We start from the raw sequence: 16,799 nt of genomic DNA, 5'->3' as shown, positions 1-16,799 counted from the left end.
TTCTACCAAAGGAGCCCGACAAAAGGCGAAGAAAAAGCGGATAAATTTCATTCAACATCAAACTATCCGCCCGGTGGACGTCGGGCCCGGAATGTCGCCATTCCGGGCCCGCGCAAGCCTTACAGGCCGTGATAGTAAGTCGCCGCCCCCGGACCCACCGGCAGACCGAACACGAATACCCACAGGTAGAAAAGCGCGCTCCAGCCAATCATGAACACGATGGAATAGGGCAGCATCATCGCCATCAGGGTGCCGATACCCATGTTTTTCTGGTAACGGGCCGCCACCGCCATGATCAGACCGAAATAGCTCATCATGGGGGTGATGATGTTGGTGGTCGAATCCCCGATACGGTAGGCCGCCTGTATGGCCTCGGGAGCATAGCCCACCAGCATCAGCATGGGCACGAAGATGGGGGCGGTGACCGCCCATTGGGCCGACGCTGAGCCTATCATCAGGTTGATGAAGCCGCACAGCACGATAAAGCACAGCATCAACGCCGGCCCGGTCAGGCCCACATTCTGCAGGAAAGTCGCCCCCTGCACCGCAATCACGGTACCGAAGTTGGTCCAGCTGAAAAAGGCCACGAACTGGGCGGCAAAGAATACCAGCACTATGTACATGCCCATGGAGCTCATGCTTCTGGACATGGCGTCGATCACGTCCCGATCATTGTTCATGGTGCCCATCATGCGGCCATAAACGAAGCCGGGAATGGCGAAAAATACGAAAATGAACACCACTATGCCCTTGAGGAAAGGCGAACCGGCCACCTCACCGGTGATGGGGTGACGCAGCACGCCGCCCTCGGGCACTATGGTCAGGGCCAGCAGTACGCTGACTGCCAGGGCCGCCAGGCCGGCACCTTTCAGCGCCCGTTTTTCCTGGGCGGTGACCTTGCCCATCTCGGCCGCATCCAGATCGACGGCGGCGTCGTCCTGGTTGTACTTGCCAAGCTTGGGCTCGACGATTTTCTCGGTAACGAAGGCACCCAGGGCAGAGATCACAAAGGTACTGACGAACATGAAGTACCAGTTCACCTCGGGCCCCACCACATAGCCGGGATCGATGATGCGGGCCGCGGTCTGGGTAATGCCCGACAACAGCGGATCCACCGTGCCCAGCAGCAGGTTGGCGCTGTAGCCGCCGGACACCCCGGCGAAAGCCGCCGCCAGGCCGGCCAAAGGATGGCGCCCCAGAGAGTGGAAGATCATCGCCGCCAGCGGGATCAGCACTACATAGCCCAGCTCGGAGGCGGTGTTGGAGACGATGCCGGCGAAGACGATGGTGACGGTGACCATACGTTTGGAGGCGTTCATCACCAGGGCGCGCATGGTGGCGGACAGCAGCCCGGAGTGCTCGGCAATACCGACCCCCAGCAGGGCTACCAGCACGGTACCAAGCGGGGCAAAGCCGGTAAAGTTGCTCACCAGGCTGCTGACAATGCGGGACAGGCCTTCACCGTTGAGCAGGCTCACCACCTGGATCATGCCGTCGGCGGCGCGCCCGGGCGCTCCTTCGGGCCGGGGATCGGCCACGCTGACCTCAAAGTAGCCGGCAATACCGGAAGCCACCAGGATAACACCGCAAAAGATGGCGAACAGGGTGATGGGATGGGGCAGCAGGTTGCCCAGCCATTCCACCACATCGAGGAAACGGGTAAAGGCGCCTTTTTTCGGCTCCGGCCCGGTATTGCCGTCCGGGCGGGCGGCGTAGTCGGTTGAACGGGACGTCATGTCGCTTACTCCATGGTACGGGCCAGCATCCGCCAAGGCAGATTTTTTGGCCACCTAGTTTCTCTGTGGCAGATTAAACATCCACCACAAAAACAAAAGACAAATGTAAATGCTAAAACTCAAAAATCAGACGGCGGATTATACACAGGAAGAAGTGCCCATCAATAAAACATGATGCTGATTTGTTTATTTTTTACAGATTCTTTAACCGGCATTAAGCAAGGAGATCAAGATAAACGTTTGCTGACATGGCTGGATGCCCAGCCCGGGGCGGGCTAAACTGGTCGCCCTACCATCCCGCCCCCAGACAGAGGACAAGGCCATGATTTTTCCCCGCCGCTACGCCAGACTGGTGTTTTCGGTACTGATGTCGATTTATATGGTGACGCTGATGACAGGCGTGATCACCTGGGCCAACACCGGCCTGAGCGGCAACTTCCTGGCCCGCTGGGGACACGCCTTTACCATTGCCTGGCCCATCGCCTTTGTGCTGATCCTGCTTGGCGCCCCCCGCTTGCAGCAACTGACCGGACGCCTGCTGCGCCCCTGAGGCGGAGGCCAGAAACGGCACAGCCGGGGCCCAGGCCCCGGCTGTGGAAGCAGACCGGCGGATGATTCAGCCGATAAACTTGAGTCCGCCCATATAGGGTTGCAGCACCTCGGGCACGGCGATACGACCGTCTTGCTGCTGATAGTTTTCCAGCACGGCCACCAGGGTGCGGCCCACCGCCAGTCCGGAGCCGTTAAGGGTATGCAGCAGCTGGGGCTTGCCGTCCGCACCGCGCACCCGGGCTTGCATCCGACGCGCCTGGAAGTCGCCGCAGTTGGACACGGACGAAATTTCCCGGTATGTATTCTGGGCCGGCAGCCAGACTTCCAGATCGTAGGTCTTGGCGGCACCAAAGCCCATGTCGCCGGTGCACAGGGCCATCACCCGGTAGGGCAGGCACAGGCTCTGCAATACCTTCTCCGCATGACCGACCATTTCCTCCAGCGCGTCCCAGGAGGTGTCGGGGTGCACCAGTTGCACCATTTCCACCTTGTCGAACTGGTGCATGCGGATAAGCCCCCGGGTATCCCGACCATAGGAGCCGGCTTCGGAGCGGAAACAGGGAGTGTGGGCGGTGAACTTGAGCGGCAGCCGGGCCGGCTCAAAAATCTCGTCCCGGCCGATGTTGGTCAGCGGCACTTCCGAGGTGGGGATCAGCGAGAAGCGGCGCACCTTGCCCTCTTCCTCACCCTCGCCTTCAATGGCGGTGTGGAACAGATCGGCGGAGAACTTGGGCAACTGGCCGGTGCCATAGAGGCTGTCGCTGTTCACCAAGTAGGGTACATAGCATTCGGTGTAGCCGTGCTCGGTGGTGTGCAGGTCCAGCATGAACTGGGCCAGGGCCCGGTGCAGGCGGGCAATCTGCCCCTGCATGATCACAAAACGGGAGCCGGACAGCTTGACCGCCCCTTCAAAGTCCAGCCCGGCCAGGGCCTCGCCCAGGGCCACATGATCCTTGGGCTCAAAGCCGAGCTCAGTGGGCTGGCCCCAGCTGCGCACCAGCTGGTTGTCGTGCTCGTCCCTGCCCACCGGCACCGACTCATGGGGCAGGTTGGGAATGGCGGCACAAAAGTCCTGAATGTCGTTCAGCAGCTGGTCCAGCTCCACCTTGCAGCCGTCCAGCTCGTCGTTGATGGCCGACACCGCCTCCTTCAGCGGGGCAATGTCCTCGCCGCTGCGGGCGGCGGCGCCGATGGCCTTGGAGCGGGCGTTGCGTTCGGCCTGCAGCTCCTGGGTGCGGGACTGCAGGGTCTTGCGCCTTTCTTCCAGGCGGTTGAACAGCTCGACGTCCAGAGTGAAACCACGGCTTGCCAGCCGCGCGGCCGTCTCGTCAATATCGCTGCGCAGGTATTTGGGATCCAGCATGAGTTACCTTAATTCTTGTAATGCGTGTGCACGCAGGGTCGGAAATGGGTCATCGACGGCAGTTTATCAGCATAGCGGCCGGCGGGCCAAGGCCGGCGCTAGCTACCGGCCTGCTCGTCCAGGCCTTTGAGGTAGTCGAGCTTGGCCTTGATCTTCTGCTCGAAGCCCCGCTCGTTGGGCACATAGTAGCACCGATCCCGCAGCCCCTCGGGCAAATAGGTCTCGCCGGCGGCATAGGCACCCGGCTCGTTGTGGGCATAACGGTATTCGGCGCCGTGGCCCAGCTCCTTCATCAATTTGGTGGGCGCATTGCGCAGATGGAGGGGCACCTCGAAGTCCGGCTGCTCCCGGGCATCCTGCAGCGCCGCTTTCCAGGCGGTATAGAGGGCATTGCTCTTGGGCGCGCAGGCCAGATAGACAATAGCCTGGGCGATGGCCCGCTCTCCTTCCGCCGGGCCCACCCGGGTAAAACAATCCCAGGCCGCCAGTGCCACCTCCATGGCCTTGGGATCGGCCAGGCCCACGTCTTCCGAGGCGATGGCCAGTAGCCGGCGGGCGATGTAGAGCGGATCGCAGCCGGCGGCTATCATCCGTGCGTACCAGTACAGGCCGGCGTCCGGGTTGGAGCCGCGAATGGATTTGTGCACCGCCGAGATCAGATCGTAATAGAGATCGCCCTGGTTATCGAAACGGGCCAGCCGTTCGCCGGTCACCTCCGCCAGCAGGGCCTTGTCGATGCGACGCACGCCACTCTGCTCTTCAGCCATGTCCGCCAGCAGCTCGAGGTAGTTGAGCGCCTTGCGGCCGTCTCCGTCCACCAGCTCGGCCAGGGCACGCCGCACGCCATCGGCAAGTATGATGCCCTGCCCCGCCAGGCCGCGCTCATCGGTCAAGGCCTGTTCGATCATGGCTTCCACCTCGCCGGTTTCCAGCCGCTTGAGCAGGTAGACCCGGGCCCGGGACAGCAGAGCGTTGTTGAGTTCGAAGGAGGGATTTTCGGTGGTGGCCCCGATAAAGGTGACGGTGCCGTCCTCGATATGAGGCAGAAAGGCGTCCTGCTGGGACTTGTTGAAGCGGTGCACCTCGTCCACGAACAAAATGGTGCGCCGTCCGGCGAGCTTGTGCCCGCGTGCCCGCTCGATGGCGGTGCGGATTTCCTTGACCCCGGAAGTGACCGCCGACACCCGCTCCACCTGGGCGTCGCAGTATGCGGCCACCAGCTCGGCCAAGGTGGTCTTGCCGGTGCCCGGCGGCCCCCACAGGATCATGGAATGGCAGTGCCCCGCTTCCAGCGCCCGGCGCAGCGGCTTGCCCGGCCCCAGTATATGCTGCTGGCCCAGGTACTGTTCCAGCCGCTCCGGGCGCATCCGCGCCGCCAGGGGACGAAAGTCCTCCTGCTCGAAATCCAGGCTCAGGGTGCTCATCCCGTCATTCTCCCATAAAACAAAGCGGTAAGCTGTCAGCTTACCGCTTATCACTCCCTCTGCGGACGCTTTCTTAGCGCTGGTCGTCGATCATTACCCCGGCCGGCGGCGTAAACTGGAAGCTGTCGGCCGCGGTGGCCGGAGCGGTATTGATGTTGCGCAGGCTGAACTCGCTGCGCTGGCCGCCGGACTCGAGCACGGTAAAGCGCTCGATGCGGTTGGCATGGTCAAAGCGCAGGCTGAACTCCTGAATCAGCTCTCCCGGATCCTTGCTGGTCACCACATAATCGGCCCCCTTGCGGGTGACCCGGTATTGTTGCCAGCGGCTGTCGTCACTGCCGGAAATCAGCAAAAAGGGGGTATTCTGCACCGCCTGCTCCAGGGGCACTATGCTGACCTGCTCGACAAAGGGATCATAGATCCACACATCGGTGCCATTGGACACGATCAGGCTTTCGTCCGGAGTCGCCGTGTGCCAGCGAAACCGATCGGGCCGGGCCAGTTGCATGCTTCCCTCGGCACTTTGCATGGGATCGCCGCTTTCATCAAATACCTGTTGGCTGAAATCGGCGGAAAACTGCTCGAAGGCAGACAGTTTCTGCCGGAGTTCGGCCCGGGCATCGGCCAGCGCCACGGCGCTCACCGACCACAACAGCACACCCAAGGTTGCCAGTTTCTTCATTCATTACTCCCTGGCCGGCGCGGGCGCCAGCACTTCACGTTGACCATTGCTGCCCGCAGGACTCACTATGCCCTGGTGCTCCATCTGCTCGATGATGCGGGCGGCCCTGTTGTAGCCTATTTTGAACTTGCGCTGCACGCTGGAGGTAGAGCCACGGCGACTCTCTACGACAAAAGCCACCGCCTGGTCGAACAGCTCGTCCAGTTCGCCATCGTCGCCCCCTTCCGGCACTTCCCCGGGCAACAGGCCATCGGCGCCCACGTCGCCGTTCAGGATATCCTCGATGTAATCGGGTTCGCCCCGCTCCTTCCAGGCCGCGACCACCCGGTGCACCTCGTGGTCATCCACAAAGGCGCCGTGCACCCGGGTGGGGTTGCTGTCGCCGGCGGGCAGATAGAGCATGTCGCCCATGCCCAGCAGCGACTCGGCTCCCTGCTGATCGAGGATGGTGCGCGAGTCTATCTTGCTCGATACCTGGAACGACATCCGGGTCGGAATGTTGGCCTTGATAAGCCCGGTGATCACGTCCACCGAGGGCCGCTGGGTCGCCAGTATCAGGTGGATGCCCGCCGCCCGCGCCTTCTGGGCGATACGGGCGATCAGTTCCTCCACCTTCTTGCCGACGATCATCATCATGTCGGCGAACTCGTCGATCACCACCACAATGTGGGGCAGTTTTTCAAGCGCCGGCGGATAGGTGTCCATCGACTGGGTCGGCTGCCACAGGGGATCGCGCAGCGGCTCGCCGGCATCGATGGCCTCCTGGATCTTGGTATTGAAGCCCTTGAGGTTGCGCACCCCCATGGCCGACATCAGCTTGTAGCGGCGTTCCATCTCGCCCACGCACCAGCGCAGAGCATTGGCCGCCTCCTTCATGTCGGTGACCACTTCGGTCAGCAGGTGGGGAATGCCCTCGTACACCGACAGCTCCAGCATCTTGGGGTCGATCATGATAAAGCGCACGTCTTCCGGCGTGGCCTTGTACAGCATCGACAAGATCATGACGTTGACCCCCACCGACTTGCCCGAGCCGGTGGTGCCCGCCACCAGCACGTGGGGCATCTTGGCCAGATTGACCACCACCGGTTCGCCGGCGATGTCCTGACCCAGCACCAGGGTAAGCGGGTGCTCGCTGCGGCGGAAGGGCTCGCTGTCGAGCACTTCCCGCAGATAAACGGTCTCGCGCCGGGTATTGGGCAGCTCCAGCCCCACATAGGGCTTGCCGGGGATCACTTCCACCACCCGTACACTGATGGCGGACAGGGAGCGGGCCAGATCCCGCGCCAGGTTGGTGATCTTGCTGACCTTGACCCCGGGGGCCAGATCCAGCTCGAAACGAGTGATCACCGGCCCCGGATAGACGCCCACCACATTGGCCTGGACGTTGTAGTCGGCCAGCTTGGCCTCCACCAGGCGGGCGATGCGTTCGAGCTCGGCCTCGCTCACCGCATGCTGTCTGGGTTTGGGCGGATCGAGCAAATCCACCGGCGGCAGCGGGGTTAAATCCTGACGCCGGGCCCGGGCAGCAGCAGGGGGCGGAGCCGCCGGTGCACGGGAAACGGAAGGCGTATCTTGTTCCTCGTCCTGCTCCTTGAGCCAGGGCAGATCCAGCTCTTCCTCCTCCTCATCCAGATCCCAGCCGTTGACTTCGGCGAGGGTGGCCAGCGGCGGTGTCTCGTCTTCCTCGTCCGGAACCTTGAGCACCGGCTCGCGCCGGGCCGGCGGCGCTTTTTTCTGGGGCGCGGGACCGGAACGGACCGCCGGAGCGGCAGGAGCCAACAGCGGATCTTCGTCTTCAAAGACGGTCTGGTCCGCAGTCTCGGCAGCCGGTTGGCCGAGCCTGTCCCGGAAACGGCGCCAACCGGCAAAACCGGACTCGGCACCGGCAAAGGCCGGTAGCGCCTCGGCCCGAACGGGGGTTTCCTGGGGCGCTTTCTGCTCCTGCCGTCGACCGGCCTGCCAGTCGGCGATACGCGCAGGCGCCTCAGCCAGCCAGCCCGGCGCCTCCAGCACCAGCGCACCCAGTCGCTCCACGATCAACAGCCAGGACCAACCGGTAAAAAAAGTCACGCCGGTGGCAAAACAGCACAGCAGCATCAGGGTGGTGCCCAGGCCGCCGAAGACCGGATTAAGGGCACCGGCCAGCATGTCGCCGACCAGGCCACCGGAAGAAAAGTAGTAGATATTGCCGATGTTCATGCTGGCCAGCGCCAGCAGGCTCAGCAGCAGCATCAAAAAGCCGATAATGCGCAGGCTCAGGGTGAGATAGCAGATGTCGGTCAGCCCCTTCGGCCGCCACAGGGTCACCCAACCGACGAATACCATGAAAGGAGGCAGCAGGTAGGCCGAAAAGCCGAACACGAACAACAGTATGTCCGCCAGCCAGGCGCCGGCCGGACCGGCGGCATTGCTGATCTCGCCGCCCCAGGCGGTTTGTGACCAGCCAGGATCGGAAGGGTGATAGGATACCAGCGACAGCATCATGAAAATGGCCAGCAGGATGATGGCGATCAACCCGGCCTCAAACAGACGCTGTAACCCAGACATGGGCGTAAACAGCTTTTTTTCCGCCAAACGTCCGCTCCTCGCTTGTTATTGTTATGTCACGTGATCAAATCTGCGACAGGAAAAGTCGCCGGGGCCCAAACGACAAACGAGCGGCCGGGGCCGCTCGCAGGATTCAATGGTCGTCAGCCCCCTGCCCGGCATAAAAATACCAGAGCCGGGCACAATAGCACAGTTTATCGGGTATTAATCACCAGGCGGTTGCTCTGCTTGACCTCTTCCATCACCACATAGGTGCGGGTGTCGTTGACCCCGGGCAGGCGCAGCAGGGTTTCGCCCAGCAGCTTGCGGTAGGCCGACATGTCGGCTACCCGGGTTTTCAGCAGGTAATCGAAGTCGCCCGACACCAGGTGGCACTCCTGGATTTCCTCCAGTTTCTGCACCGCATCGTTGAATTCGTCGAATACGTCGGGGGTGCCACGGTTGAGGGTAATTTCCACAAACACCAGCAGGGAGGCATCCAGAAACTGGGGGTTGAGAATGGCGGTATAGCCCTCGATATACCCCTGGCGCTCCAGGCGACGCACCCGTTCCAGACAGGGAGTGGGACTCAACCCCACTCGTTTGGACAGCTCGACGTTGGAGATACGGCCATCCTGCTGAAGCTCATTGAGTATGTTGCGATCGATACGGTCGAGTTCTTTGACCGGACGGTTGTTCGCATCCAACACTTCATCCATCCTTTGACTCATTTTTGGTACATTCCACTATTAGCATGCAACTTATATGGCACAAAAACAGGCTGTGATGCAAGAAGCCCTTTATTGTTGCCACCCTTTCTCCCCGCTTGCCGACGTCCGGCCAGCGGACGGATGGGCAAGATAAAAAACTGAAAAAAGTGATTATATATACAAAAATAACTAACCAGTAGCTTAACATGATAAACCCGACACGAACAGCACATGTGTTTGCCATTTCCGCAGGAAAAGTATGAAACGTGAATTTTTTGGCCATCACCCAGGCATTTTTCCTGTTAATATGCTTAAAAAGTTTCATGTGAAGCCATATGGAATATTTCTCCAGCAAGACTTCAACCTGCCGCCTACCGCCTGGATAAAGTCCCTTCCTCACGGTCAATAACAGGGATTTATCCGCCACTTCTCCCTCATTCCGGGGCGTGGCCCTACTGGTGGTTATATTGCATAACTATTCGTTATAACACTGAATCCCAAGCCCCGGCGTCGAACGACGCTGGTTTTCGGCCCAGCCGATTGGCGCAATCGCTTTGTTGTCCTTTATTCCCCACCCCCTATCCCCTACAATCGGGGCCACATCATTCTGCCCCATTGCCAAGGTTGGAGAATCACATGAGCCAAGCCAAACACGCCAAACTGCTTATTCTGGGGTCGGGCCCCGCGGGTTATACCGCCGCCGTCTATGCGGCCAGGGCCAACCTGAACCCTGTGCTGGTTACCGGAATTCAGCAAGGCGGCCAGCTGACCACCACTACGGAAGTGGAAAACTGGCCCGGCGACGCGGAAGGTCTCACCGGCCCGGCCTTGATGGAGCGCATGAAGGCTCACGCGGAGCGCTTTGAGACCGAGATCATCTTCGACCATATTCACACCGTGGAGCTGACCCAGCGCCCCTTCCGCCTGAAGGGCGATACCGGCGAATACAGCTGTGATGCCCTCATCATCGCCACCGGCGCTTCCGCCAAGTACCTGGGCCTGCCCTCGGAAGAAGCCTTCCAGGGCCGGGGCGTGTCGGCCTGCGCCACCTGCGATGGCTTTTTCTACCGCAACCAGAAGGTTGCCGTGGTAGGCGGCGGCAACACCGCCGTGGAAGAGGCCCTGTACCTTTCCAACATCGCCGCCGAGGTACATTTGGTGCACCGCCGGGATCAGTTCCGTTCAGAAAAAATCCTGCTCGACCGGCTGATGGACAAGGTCAACAACGGCAACATAGTGCTGCACACTCACCGTACCCTGGAAGAAGTGCTGGGCGATGACATGGGCGTGACCGGGATCCGGCTGAAAGATACCCGGAGCGACGCCACCGAACAACTGGAGCTGGCCGGTGTATTCATCGCCATCGGCCACCAGCCCAATACCGGTATTTTCGAGGGACAGCTGGAGATGGAAAACGGCTACCTCAGGGTGCAGTCCGGCCTGCACGGCAACGCCACCCAAACCAGCATAGAGGGCGTGTTCGCCGCCGGCGACGTGATGGATCACATCTATCGCCAGGCCATTACCTCTGCCGGCACCGGCTGCATGGCGGCGCTGGACGCCGAGCGCTATCTGGATGCCCTGGGCAAGGGCTGAAGACTCAGGGGGCGCTTGTCGCCCCCTTCCTTATTTCAGGCTGTTGTTGGGTTTTCCATCGCGTTCAACTGCTCCAGCGCCTCCCGCAGGGTCGGGTGAAAAGACAAGACGCCGGGCTCCGGCTGCACCCCCGCCCGGGCCAGGGTCTTGAGCGGCTGGAATTGCAGGTCGGCAACCATGACCGCAATCCCTTCTTTTCGGCACAACGCCACAAAACGGTTCAACGCCGCCAGCCCGCCCGCATCCAGAATGGAGACCCCGTCCATATACAGCACCACTCCCCTGTGTCCCCGGCTCAGCCCGGCCAGTTCGCCAAATACCCGATCGGCGGCAGCAAAGAACAGCGGCCCGTTGATCTTGAACACCGCCCAGTCCGGAGGCAGCGGAGCATCCAGCCAGCGGCGCTGGGCTGAAATATCGGTGATCCGGGTCATCTCGGCGATATCTTTCATGAACAGCACCGCCGCCACCAGCACACCGGCGGTAATGGCAATAACCATATCGAACAGTATGGTGAGGGAAAAGCAGGTCAGAAAAACCAGAATATCGCCCACCGGCGCTGTCCTGAACAAATGCACCGCCTTGTGAGCCTCGCTCATGTTCCAGGCCACCACCAGCAGCAGGGCGGCCATGGCCGGCATCGGCAGCCAGGCCAGCCAGGGCGCCAGCAGCACCAGCCCCGCCAGCACCACCACAGCATGCACCATGGCCGCCACCGGCGTTTCTGCCCCGGCCTTGACGTTGGCGGCCGAGCGGGCGATGGCGGCGGTGGCGGTGATACCGCCAAAAAAGGGCGCGATCAGGTTGCCTATGCCCTGCCCCAGCAGTTCGCTGTTGGCACTGTGGCGCTTGCCGGTCATGCCATCCAGTACCACGGCACACAGCAAGGATTCAATCGCTCCCAGCATGGCGATGGCAAAGGCAGCCGGCAGCAAATCCCGGGCCAATTGCCAGCTTGGCACCAGGGGCTCGCCAGCAGGCCCCGGCTGCAACCAGGGCATGACCAGTTCCGGCAGTACCGGGGGGATGCCCGGGCCACTGCTGCCGTCGGCCAATTGGTAACTGAAGCGGCTGCTGATGGTCTCTATGCCCAGCCCCTGCTGGTTGAGCAGCCAGGTAGCCAGACTGGCCAATACCACCGCCGGCAGGTGCGCCGGCACTCCCGTTTTCAGCCGGGGCCACAGCAGCATCACCGCCAGGGTGAGCAAGGCGACCAGCAGGCTGGGCCAGTGCCAGCCGGGCAGATGGCCGGCCAGGACGGATAACTTACCGATAAAGTGTTCGGGCAGGATCGTCACTGACAGCCCGAAAAAATCCTTTATTTGCAGGGTGGCTATCACCACGGCGATACCCCCGGTAAATCCCAGGGTGACCGAATCGGGAATGTACTCAATCAACCGTCCCAGGCGGGCCACGGCCATCATGATCAGCAGTATCCCTGACATCAGGGTCGCCAGCAGCAAGCCACCCAGCCCATACTGCTGAGCAATGGGATAGAGGATCACCACAAAGGCCGCCGTCGGCCCCGAGATACTCAGCCGTGAGCCACCGGTAAGGGCAATCACAAAGCCGGCGATAATGGCGGTATACAAACCGTATTGAGGGGCCACTCCGCTGGCGATGGCCAGCGCCATGGCCAGTGGAATGGCGATGATGCCGACCGTGACCCCGGCCAGCAGATCGCGCGCAAACCGCCGGCCGCCATAGGGCTCTTGCAGGCAGCTCTCGCGCAAGGCATGGCCGATACGCAGGGAAAACAGGTGGGCACGATGTGACATAAGGGCTCCGCGGCAGGTTGCACTGGTATCCTTCCCTGATTATATTCTCATCAAGCACTCATTCAATGTTAATATGATTAACATATTTCAAGATAGACCGGAGGCATCATGGAACAGCGAACCGCACGTCTCACCCTGCTTATCGATCCCCGCAAGAAAGCCCTGTTCGAACAACTGTGCGCCGAAGAAGACGTCACGCCCTCCCAGAAAGTACGCCAGTTCATCCGTGAATATATCGAGCAGAAAACCGGCAAAAACTGGCAACCGGGCTCTTCCTGAGCAAGCAGGAGCAAGCATGTACCTGACCCAACTGGATGAACGGCTGTGGTTTCCGGATCCGGCGCAGGCCCTGGCAGAGCCGGAGGGCCTGCTGGCCATCGGCGGCGACCTGAGTCCGCCCAGGTTGTTGCTGGCCTACCGCATGGGTATCTTTCCCTGGTTCGACAACAGCCAGCCGCTGCTGTGGTGGTCACCCAACCCCCGCGCCGTACTCGAACCCGATAGGCTCCATGTCAGCCGCAGCCTGGCCAAGCTGGCCCGTCGCGGCCGCTACCGGCTGAGCGTCAACCTGGCCTTTGATGAGGTCATCCATCAGTGCCGGGCCCAGCGAGAAGCTCGCCAGGGCACCTGGATCACGCCAGCCATTGAACAGGCCTACTGCCGGCTGCACCGGCTGGGACATGCCCACTCCCTCGAGGTCTGGCAGGATGACACCCTGGTTGCCGGCCTCTATGGGATTGGCCTCGGGCAATTGTTTTGCGGCGAATCCATGTTCAACCTGGTCGATAACGGCGCCAAGCTGGCCATGCTCGCCCTGTGCCGTCACTTTGCGGCCCAGGGCGGCCGGCTTATCGACTGCCAGTTGCCCAATCCCCATCTGATGAGCCTGGGTGTGACCGCCTGGCCCCGCGACCGCTTCTTGCGTAAACTCAAAGAGCTGCAGCAACAGCCAATCTCCGTTTCGTGCTGGCAACCGGGTGAGTTGACGCTATGAGGGAAGTCAATCTGAAGGTGGGACTGACCCCCAAGCATCCTTGCAGCTACCTGCCGGGCAGGCTGGAGCAATTGCTGGTGCTGCTCGACAAGGAACTGCTCTGTCCCGAGGGTTACGAACGCCTGCTGGCTGCGGGGTTTCGCCGCAGCGGCGCCGACATCTACCGTCCCCACTGCCAGGCGTGCCAGGCCTGCGAATCGCTGCGCATTCCGGTGGCCGATTTCGTACCCAGCCGCAGCCAGAAACGCATACTGCGCCAAAACCGGGATCTCGAGGTCCGGGTCAGCGAGCAGGATAAACCCGAATATTTCCTCCTCTACCAAAGCTACATCAACGAGCGCCACCGGGACGGCGCCATGTATCCGGCCAGCCGCCAGCAATACGATGGCTTCCTGCTGTGCCACTGGCTGCCGCCGGTATTTCTTGAATTCCGCCTGGCGGAGCGGCTGGTGGCCGTGGCGGTCACCGATCTGCTGAGCCGGTCGCTCAGCGCCATGTACACCTATTACGACCCTGCCGAGGAGCACAGATCCCTGGGCACCTTTGCCATCCTCAGCCAGTGGCAGCTGGCCCGGCAACTACACAAACACTGGCTGTATCTGGGCTATCAGGTCGACGGCTGCCGCAAGATGAACTACAAGCAGCATTTTCGCCCACACCAGCGGCTGGTGGCCGGCCAGTGGCAGGCGATGAAAGACTGAGCGGAAACTTTACACCCGGGGCGAAATCCGGCATGATCCCTGCCGTTTTTATTGCCTGCATCAACAAGAGGACTCAATGGCTAAAGAAGACAGTATTGAAATGCAGGGGACCATTCTGGAAACCCTGCCCAACACCATGTTTCGCGTTGAGCTGGAAAATGGCCATGTGGTCACCGCTCACATCTCCGGCAAAATGCGCAAAAACTACATCCGCATCCTGACCGGCGACAAGGTCACTGTCCAACTGACTCCTTACGATCTGTCCAAGGGACGTATCGTTTTCCGCGCTCGCTAATCCGTTCGCCCCGCTTCCAATCCTTGTACCACGGCTGCCGCTCGCGCCAGCTGTATCCCGGGCGAGCCGTTTCGCCCACCCCGTCAGGCATTTTCCTCTTGGAAGAAAAATGCCCAGCACCTTGGCAGGCGCTGGGCAATATGCTGACGGTTGCGGGCGTCAGTGGGCCAGCGAGGCCTCGGCCTGGAAGTCGAAGTGCAACTTGTCGTCCTCCAGCGTTACCCTGACCGCACCGCCCCCCACCAGCTCACCGAACAACAGCTCGTTGGCCAGCGGCTTTTTCAGCTGTTCCTGGATCACCCGGCCCATGGGACGGGCGCCCATGGCCCTGTCGTAGCCCTTTTCCGCCAGCCAGTGGCGGGCCTGCTCGCTGACCTCCATCGACACCCCCTTGGCGTCCAGCTGGGCCTGCAGCTCGACGATGAACTTGTCGACCACCCTGTGTATCACTTCCATATCCAGGTGGTTGAACCAGATGATATGGTCGAGGCGGTTGCGGAACTCGGGCGCAAAGGTGCGGTTGATTTCGGTCATGGCATCGTGGCTGTGGTCCTGTTGCTGGAAGCCGATGGACTTGCGCACCGTTTCCTGCACCCCGGCGTTGGTGGTCATCACCAGTATCACATTGCGGAAATCCGCCTTGCGGCCGTTGTTGTCGGTGAGGGTACCGTTGTCCATCACCTGCAGCAGCAGGTTGAACACATCCGGGTGTGCTTTTTCTATCTCGTCGAGCAGCACCACGGCGTGGGGATGCTTGATCACCGCATCGGTGAGCAGACCGCCCTGATCAAAGCCCACATACCCGGGGGGCGCCCCGATCAAACGAGACACCGTATGGGACTCCATATACTCGGACATGTCGAAACGGATAAGCTCGATGCCGAGGATCCGCGCCAGTTGCTGGGTGACCTCGGTCTTGCCCACCCCGGTCGGACCGGCGAACAGGAAGGAGCCGATGGGCCGCTTTTCGTTGCCAAGGCCTGAACGGCTCAGGCGAATGGCGTCGGTCAGCACCGAGATGGCCTTGTCCTGACCGAACACCACCATCTTGAGATTGGGCTCCAGATTCTTCAGGGCCTCCTTGTCCGAGCTGGACACGGATTTCTCCGGGATGCGGGCAATCTTGGCGACGATGGCCTCGATGTCGCCGACGCCGATGGTCTTCTTGCGTTTGGACGGCGGCAGCATGCGCACCTGGGCGCCGGCTTCGTCAATCACGTCGATGGCCTTGTCCGGCAAATGGCGATCGTTGATGTACTTGGCCGCCAGCTCGGCGGCAGCCCGGATCGCCTTGTTGGTGTAGCGCACATCGTGGTGCGATTCATAGCGGCTTTTCAGGCCCAGCAGTATCTTGGTGGTGTCGTCCACCGAAGGCTCCAGGATGTCGATCTTCTGGAAACGGCGCGCCAGTGCCCTGTCCTTCTCGAAGATCTGGCTGTATTCCTGGTAGGTGGTCGAGCCGACACAGCGGATCTGGCCGCTGGACAGTAAGGGTTTCAACAGGTTGGCCGCATCCAGCTGGCCGCCGGACGCAGCACCGGCACCGATGATGGTGTGGATTTCATCGATGAACAGGATGGCGCCCTTTTGCTTTTCGAACTGCTTGAGCAGGGCCTTGAAGCGTTTCTCGAAATCGCCCCGGTATTTGGTGCCCGCCAGCAGCGAGCCCATGTCGAGGGAATAGATGGTACTGTCGGCGATGATCTCGGGGACATCCTTGTGCACAATGCGATAGGCCAGCCCTTCGGCGATGGCGGTTTTCCCCACCCCGGCCTCGCCCACCAGCAGCGGGTTGTTCTTGCGCCGGCGGCACAGTACCTGGATGGTACGGTTGAGTTCCTGATCCCGGCCGATCAGCGGATCGATGCGACCTTCCTTCACCCACTGATTGAGGTTGATGACAAAGCCCTCGGCCTGGCTGCCGGCGGCTTCCTCGCCGCCCTCTTCCTGTTGCTGGGATGAAGGCGCTTCTTCCTGCTGGCCGTCCTTGCGGATACCATGAGACAGGAAGTTGACCACGTCGAGCCGGCCCACGCCCGCCTTTTTCAGCAGATAGGCCGCCTGGGATTCCTGCTCGCTGAAGATGGCCACCAGTACGTTGGCACCGGTCACCTCCGCATTGCCGGAAGACTGCACATGGAACACGGCCCGTTGCAGCACCCGCTGGAAGCCGAGGGTAGGCTGGGTTTCGAGCTCGTCGTCGCCCACCGGGATCAGGGGCGTGGTCTGTTCAATAAAGCTGTAGGTTTCACGGCGCAGCTGTTCCAGGTCGGCGCCGCAGGCCGTCAGGGCCTCTCTGGCCGACGGGTTGTTCAGCAGGGCGAGTAACAGGTGCTCCACCGTCATAAACTCGTGGCGAGATCGACGGGCTTCGTTGAAAGCGTCGTTCAACGTGCTCTCTAGATCTTTGTTCAACATAGGCACCTCCCCTAAGAAACTGCG

The 16,799-nt window shown here is 61.2% G+C and carries 15 protein-coding genes; 7 read left to right on the top strand and 8 right to left on the bottom strand.

From position 1 onward, the window contains the following. Positions 1 to 119 precede the first annotated feature (119 nt). The gene (locus C7I36_RS03945) at positions 120 to 1,736 is read right to left on the bottom strand and encodes an AbgT family transporter (protein ID WP_106452430.1); all 1,617 of its coding nucleotides are present in this window, start codon (positions 1,734 to 1,736) and stop codon (positions 120 to 122) included. Between the two features lie 322 nt (positions 1,737 to 2,058). Between C7I36_RS03945 and C7I36_RS03940 the strand changes: the two genes are divergently transcribed. After that, positions 2,059 to 2,286, top strand: coding sequence for a DUF2798 domain-containing protein (locus C7I36_RS03940; protein ID WP_106452429.1), 228 nt, complete (start codon positions 2,059 to 2,061; stop codon positions 2,284 to 2,286). 66 nt (positions 2,287 to 2,352) lie between these two features. Here the strand turns inward: C7I36_RS03940 and serS are convergent, their stop codons facing one another. The 5 genes from serS to lrp form a co-directional block, all read right to left on the bottom strand. Continuing rightward, positions 2,353 to 3,651, bottom strand: a complete 1,299-nt coding sequence (serS, locus tag C7I36_RS03935; protein ID WP_106452428.1) for a serine--tRNA ligase — start codon at positions 3,649 to 3,651, stop codon at positions 2,353 to 2,355. Between the two features lie 98 nt (positions 3,652 to 3,749). Beyond that, positions 3,750 to 5,075 (bottom strand): replication-associated recombination protein A, encoded by a 1,326-nt coding sequence (locus C7I36_RS03930; RefSeq protein ID WP_106452427.1) that lies wholly within the window; start codon positions 5,073 to 5,075, stop codon positions 3,750 to 3,752. Positions 5,076 to 5,148: 73 nt separating this feature from the next. After that, positions 5,149 to 5,757 (bottom strand): outer membrane lipoprotein periplasmic chaperone LolA, encoded by a 609-nt coding sequence (gene lolA, locus C7I36_RS03925; RefSeq protein WP_106452426.1) that lies wholly within the window; start codon positions 5,755 to 5,757, stop codon positions 5,149 to 5,151. Positions 5,758 to 5,760: 3 nt separating this feature from the next. Continuing rightward, a complete protein-coding gene (locus C7I36_RS03920; protein ID WP_281258119.1) occupies positions 5,761 to 8,331 on the bottom strand; it encodes a DNA translocase FtsK in 2,571 nt (856 codons plus the stop codon). Positions 8,332 to 8,498: 167 nt separating this feature from the next. Beyond that, positions 8,499 to 9,002 (bottom strand): leucine-responsive transcriptional regulator Lrp, encoded by a 504-nt coding sequence (gene lrp / locus C7I36_RS03915; RefSeq protein WP_094040810.1) that lies wholly within the window; start codon positions 9,000 to 9,002, stop codon positions 8,499 to 8,501. 250 nt (positions 9,003 to 9,252) lie between these two features. Between lrp and C7I36_RS17390 the strand changes: the two genes are divergently transcribed. Beyond that, positions 9,253 to 9,402: a hypothetical protein gene (locus C7I36_RS17390; RefSeq protein WP_181256289.1), complete on the top strand. Its 150-nt coding sequence runs from the start codon at positions 9,253 to 9,255 to the stop codon at positions 9,400 to 9,402. Positions 9,403 to 9,629: 227 nt separating this feature from the next. Continuing rightward, positions 9,630 to 10,589, top strand: coding sequence for a thioredoxin-disulfide reductase (gene trxB, locus C7I36_RS03910; protein ID WP_106452425.1), 960 nt, complete (start codon positions 9,630 to 9,632; stop codon positions 10,587 to 10,589). Positions 10,590 to 10,624: 35 nt separating this feature from the next. On the opposite strand, the gene dauA is transcribed toward trxB, so the two are convergent. After that, positions 10,625 to 12,367 (bottom strand): C4-dicarboxylic acid transporter DauA, encoded by a 1,743-nt coding sequence (gene dauA / locus C7I36_RS03905; RefSeq protein ID WP_106452424.1) that lies wholly within the window; start codon positions 12,365 to 12,367, stop codon positions 10,625 to 10,627. A gap of 108 nt (positions 12,368 to 12,475) precedes the next feature. Here dauA and C7I36_RS03900 point away from each other — a divergent pair, with 108 nt between their 5' ends. The 4 genes from C7I36_RS03900 (at position 12,476) to infA (ending at position 14,357) form a co-directional block, all read left to right on the top strand. Then, a complete protein-coding gene (locus tag C7I36_RS03900; RefSeq protein WP_106452423.1) occupies positions 12,476 to 12,646 on the top strand; it encodes a CopG family transcriptional regulator in 171 nt (56 codons plus the stop codon). A gap of 16 nt (positions 12,647 to 12,662) precedes the next feature. Next, on the top strand, positions 12,663 to 13,361 hold the full coding sequence (gene aat / locus C7I36_RS03895) for a leucyl/phenylalanyl-tRNA--protein transferase (protein WP_106452422.1): 699 nt from the start codon (positions 12,663 to 12,665) through the stop codon (positions 13,359 to 13,361). Next, the gene (locus C7I36_RS03890; RefSeq protein ID WP_106452421.1) at positions 13,358 to 14,062 is read left to right on the top strand and encodes an arginyltransferase; all 705 of its coding nucleotides are present in this window, start codon (positions 13,358 to 13,360) and stop codon (positions 14,060 to 14,062) included. Before aat ends, C7I36_RS03890 begins: the two co-directional genes overlap by 4 nt. 76 nt (positions 14,063 to 14,138) lie before the next feature. Next, entirely contained in the window at positions 14,139 to 14,357 is a 219-nt protein-coding gene (gene infA / locus C7I36_RS03885; protein ID WP_037439960.1) for a translation initiation factor IF-1, read from the top strand. Between the two features lie 159 nt (positions 14,358 to 14,516). Here the strand turns inward: infA and clpA are convergent, their stop codons facing one another. Beyond that, positions 14,517 to 16,775: an ATP-dependent Clp protease ATP-binding subunit ClpA gene (gene clpA, locus C7I36_RS03880; protein WP_106452420.1), complete on the bottom strand. Its 2,259-nt coding sequence runs from the start codon at positions 16,773 to 16,775 to the stop codon at positions 14,517 to 14,519. Positions 16,776 to 16,799 lie beyond the last annotated feature (24 nt).

The sequence above is a fragment of the Zobellella taiwanensis genome, assembly GCF_003012795.1.
Taxonomy (GTDB): Bacteria; Pseudomonadota; Gammaproteobacteria; order Enterobacterales; family Aeromonadaceae; genus Oceanimonas; species Oceanimonas taiwanensis.
Note: the sequence above shows the minus strand (reverse complement) of the source record. Positions and strands in the feature narration are given on the sequence as shown.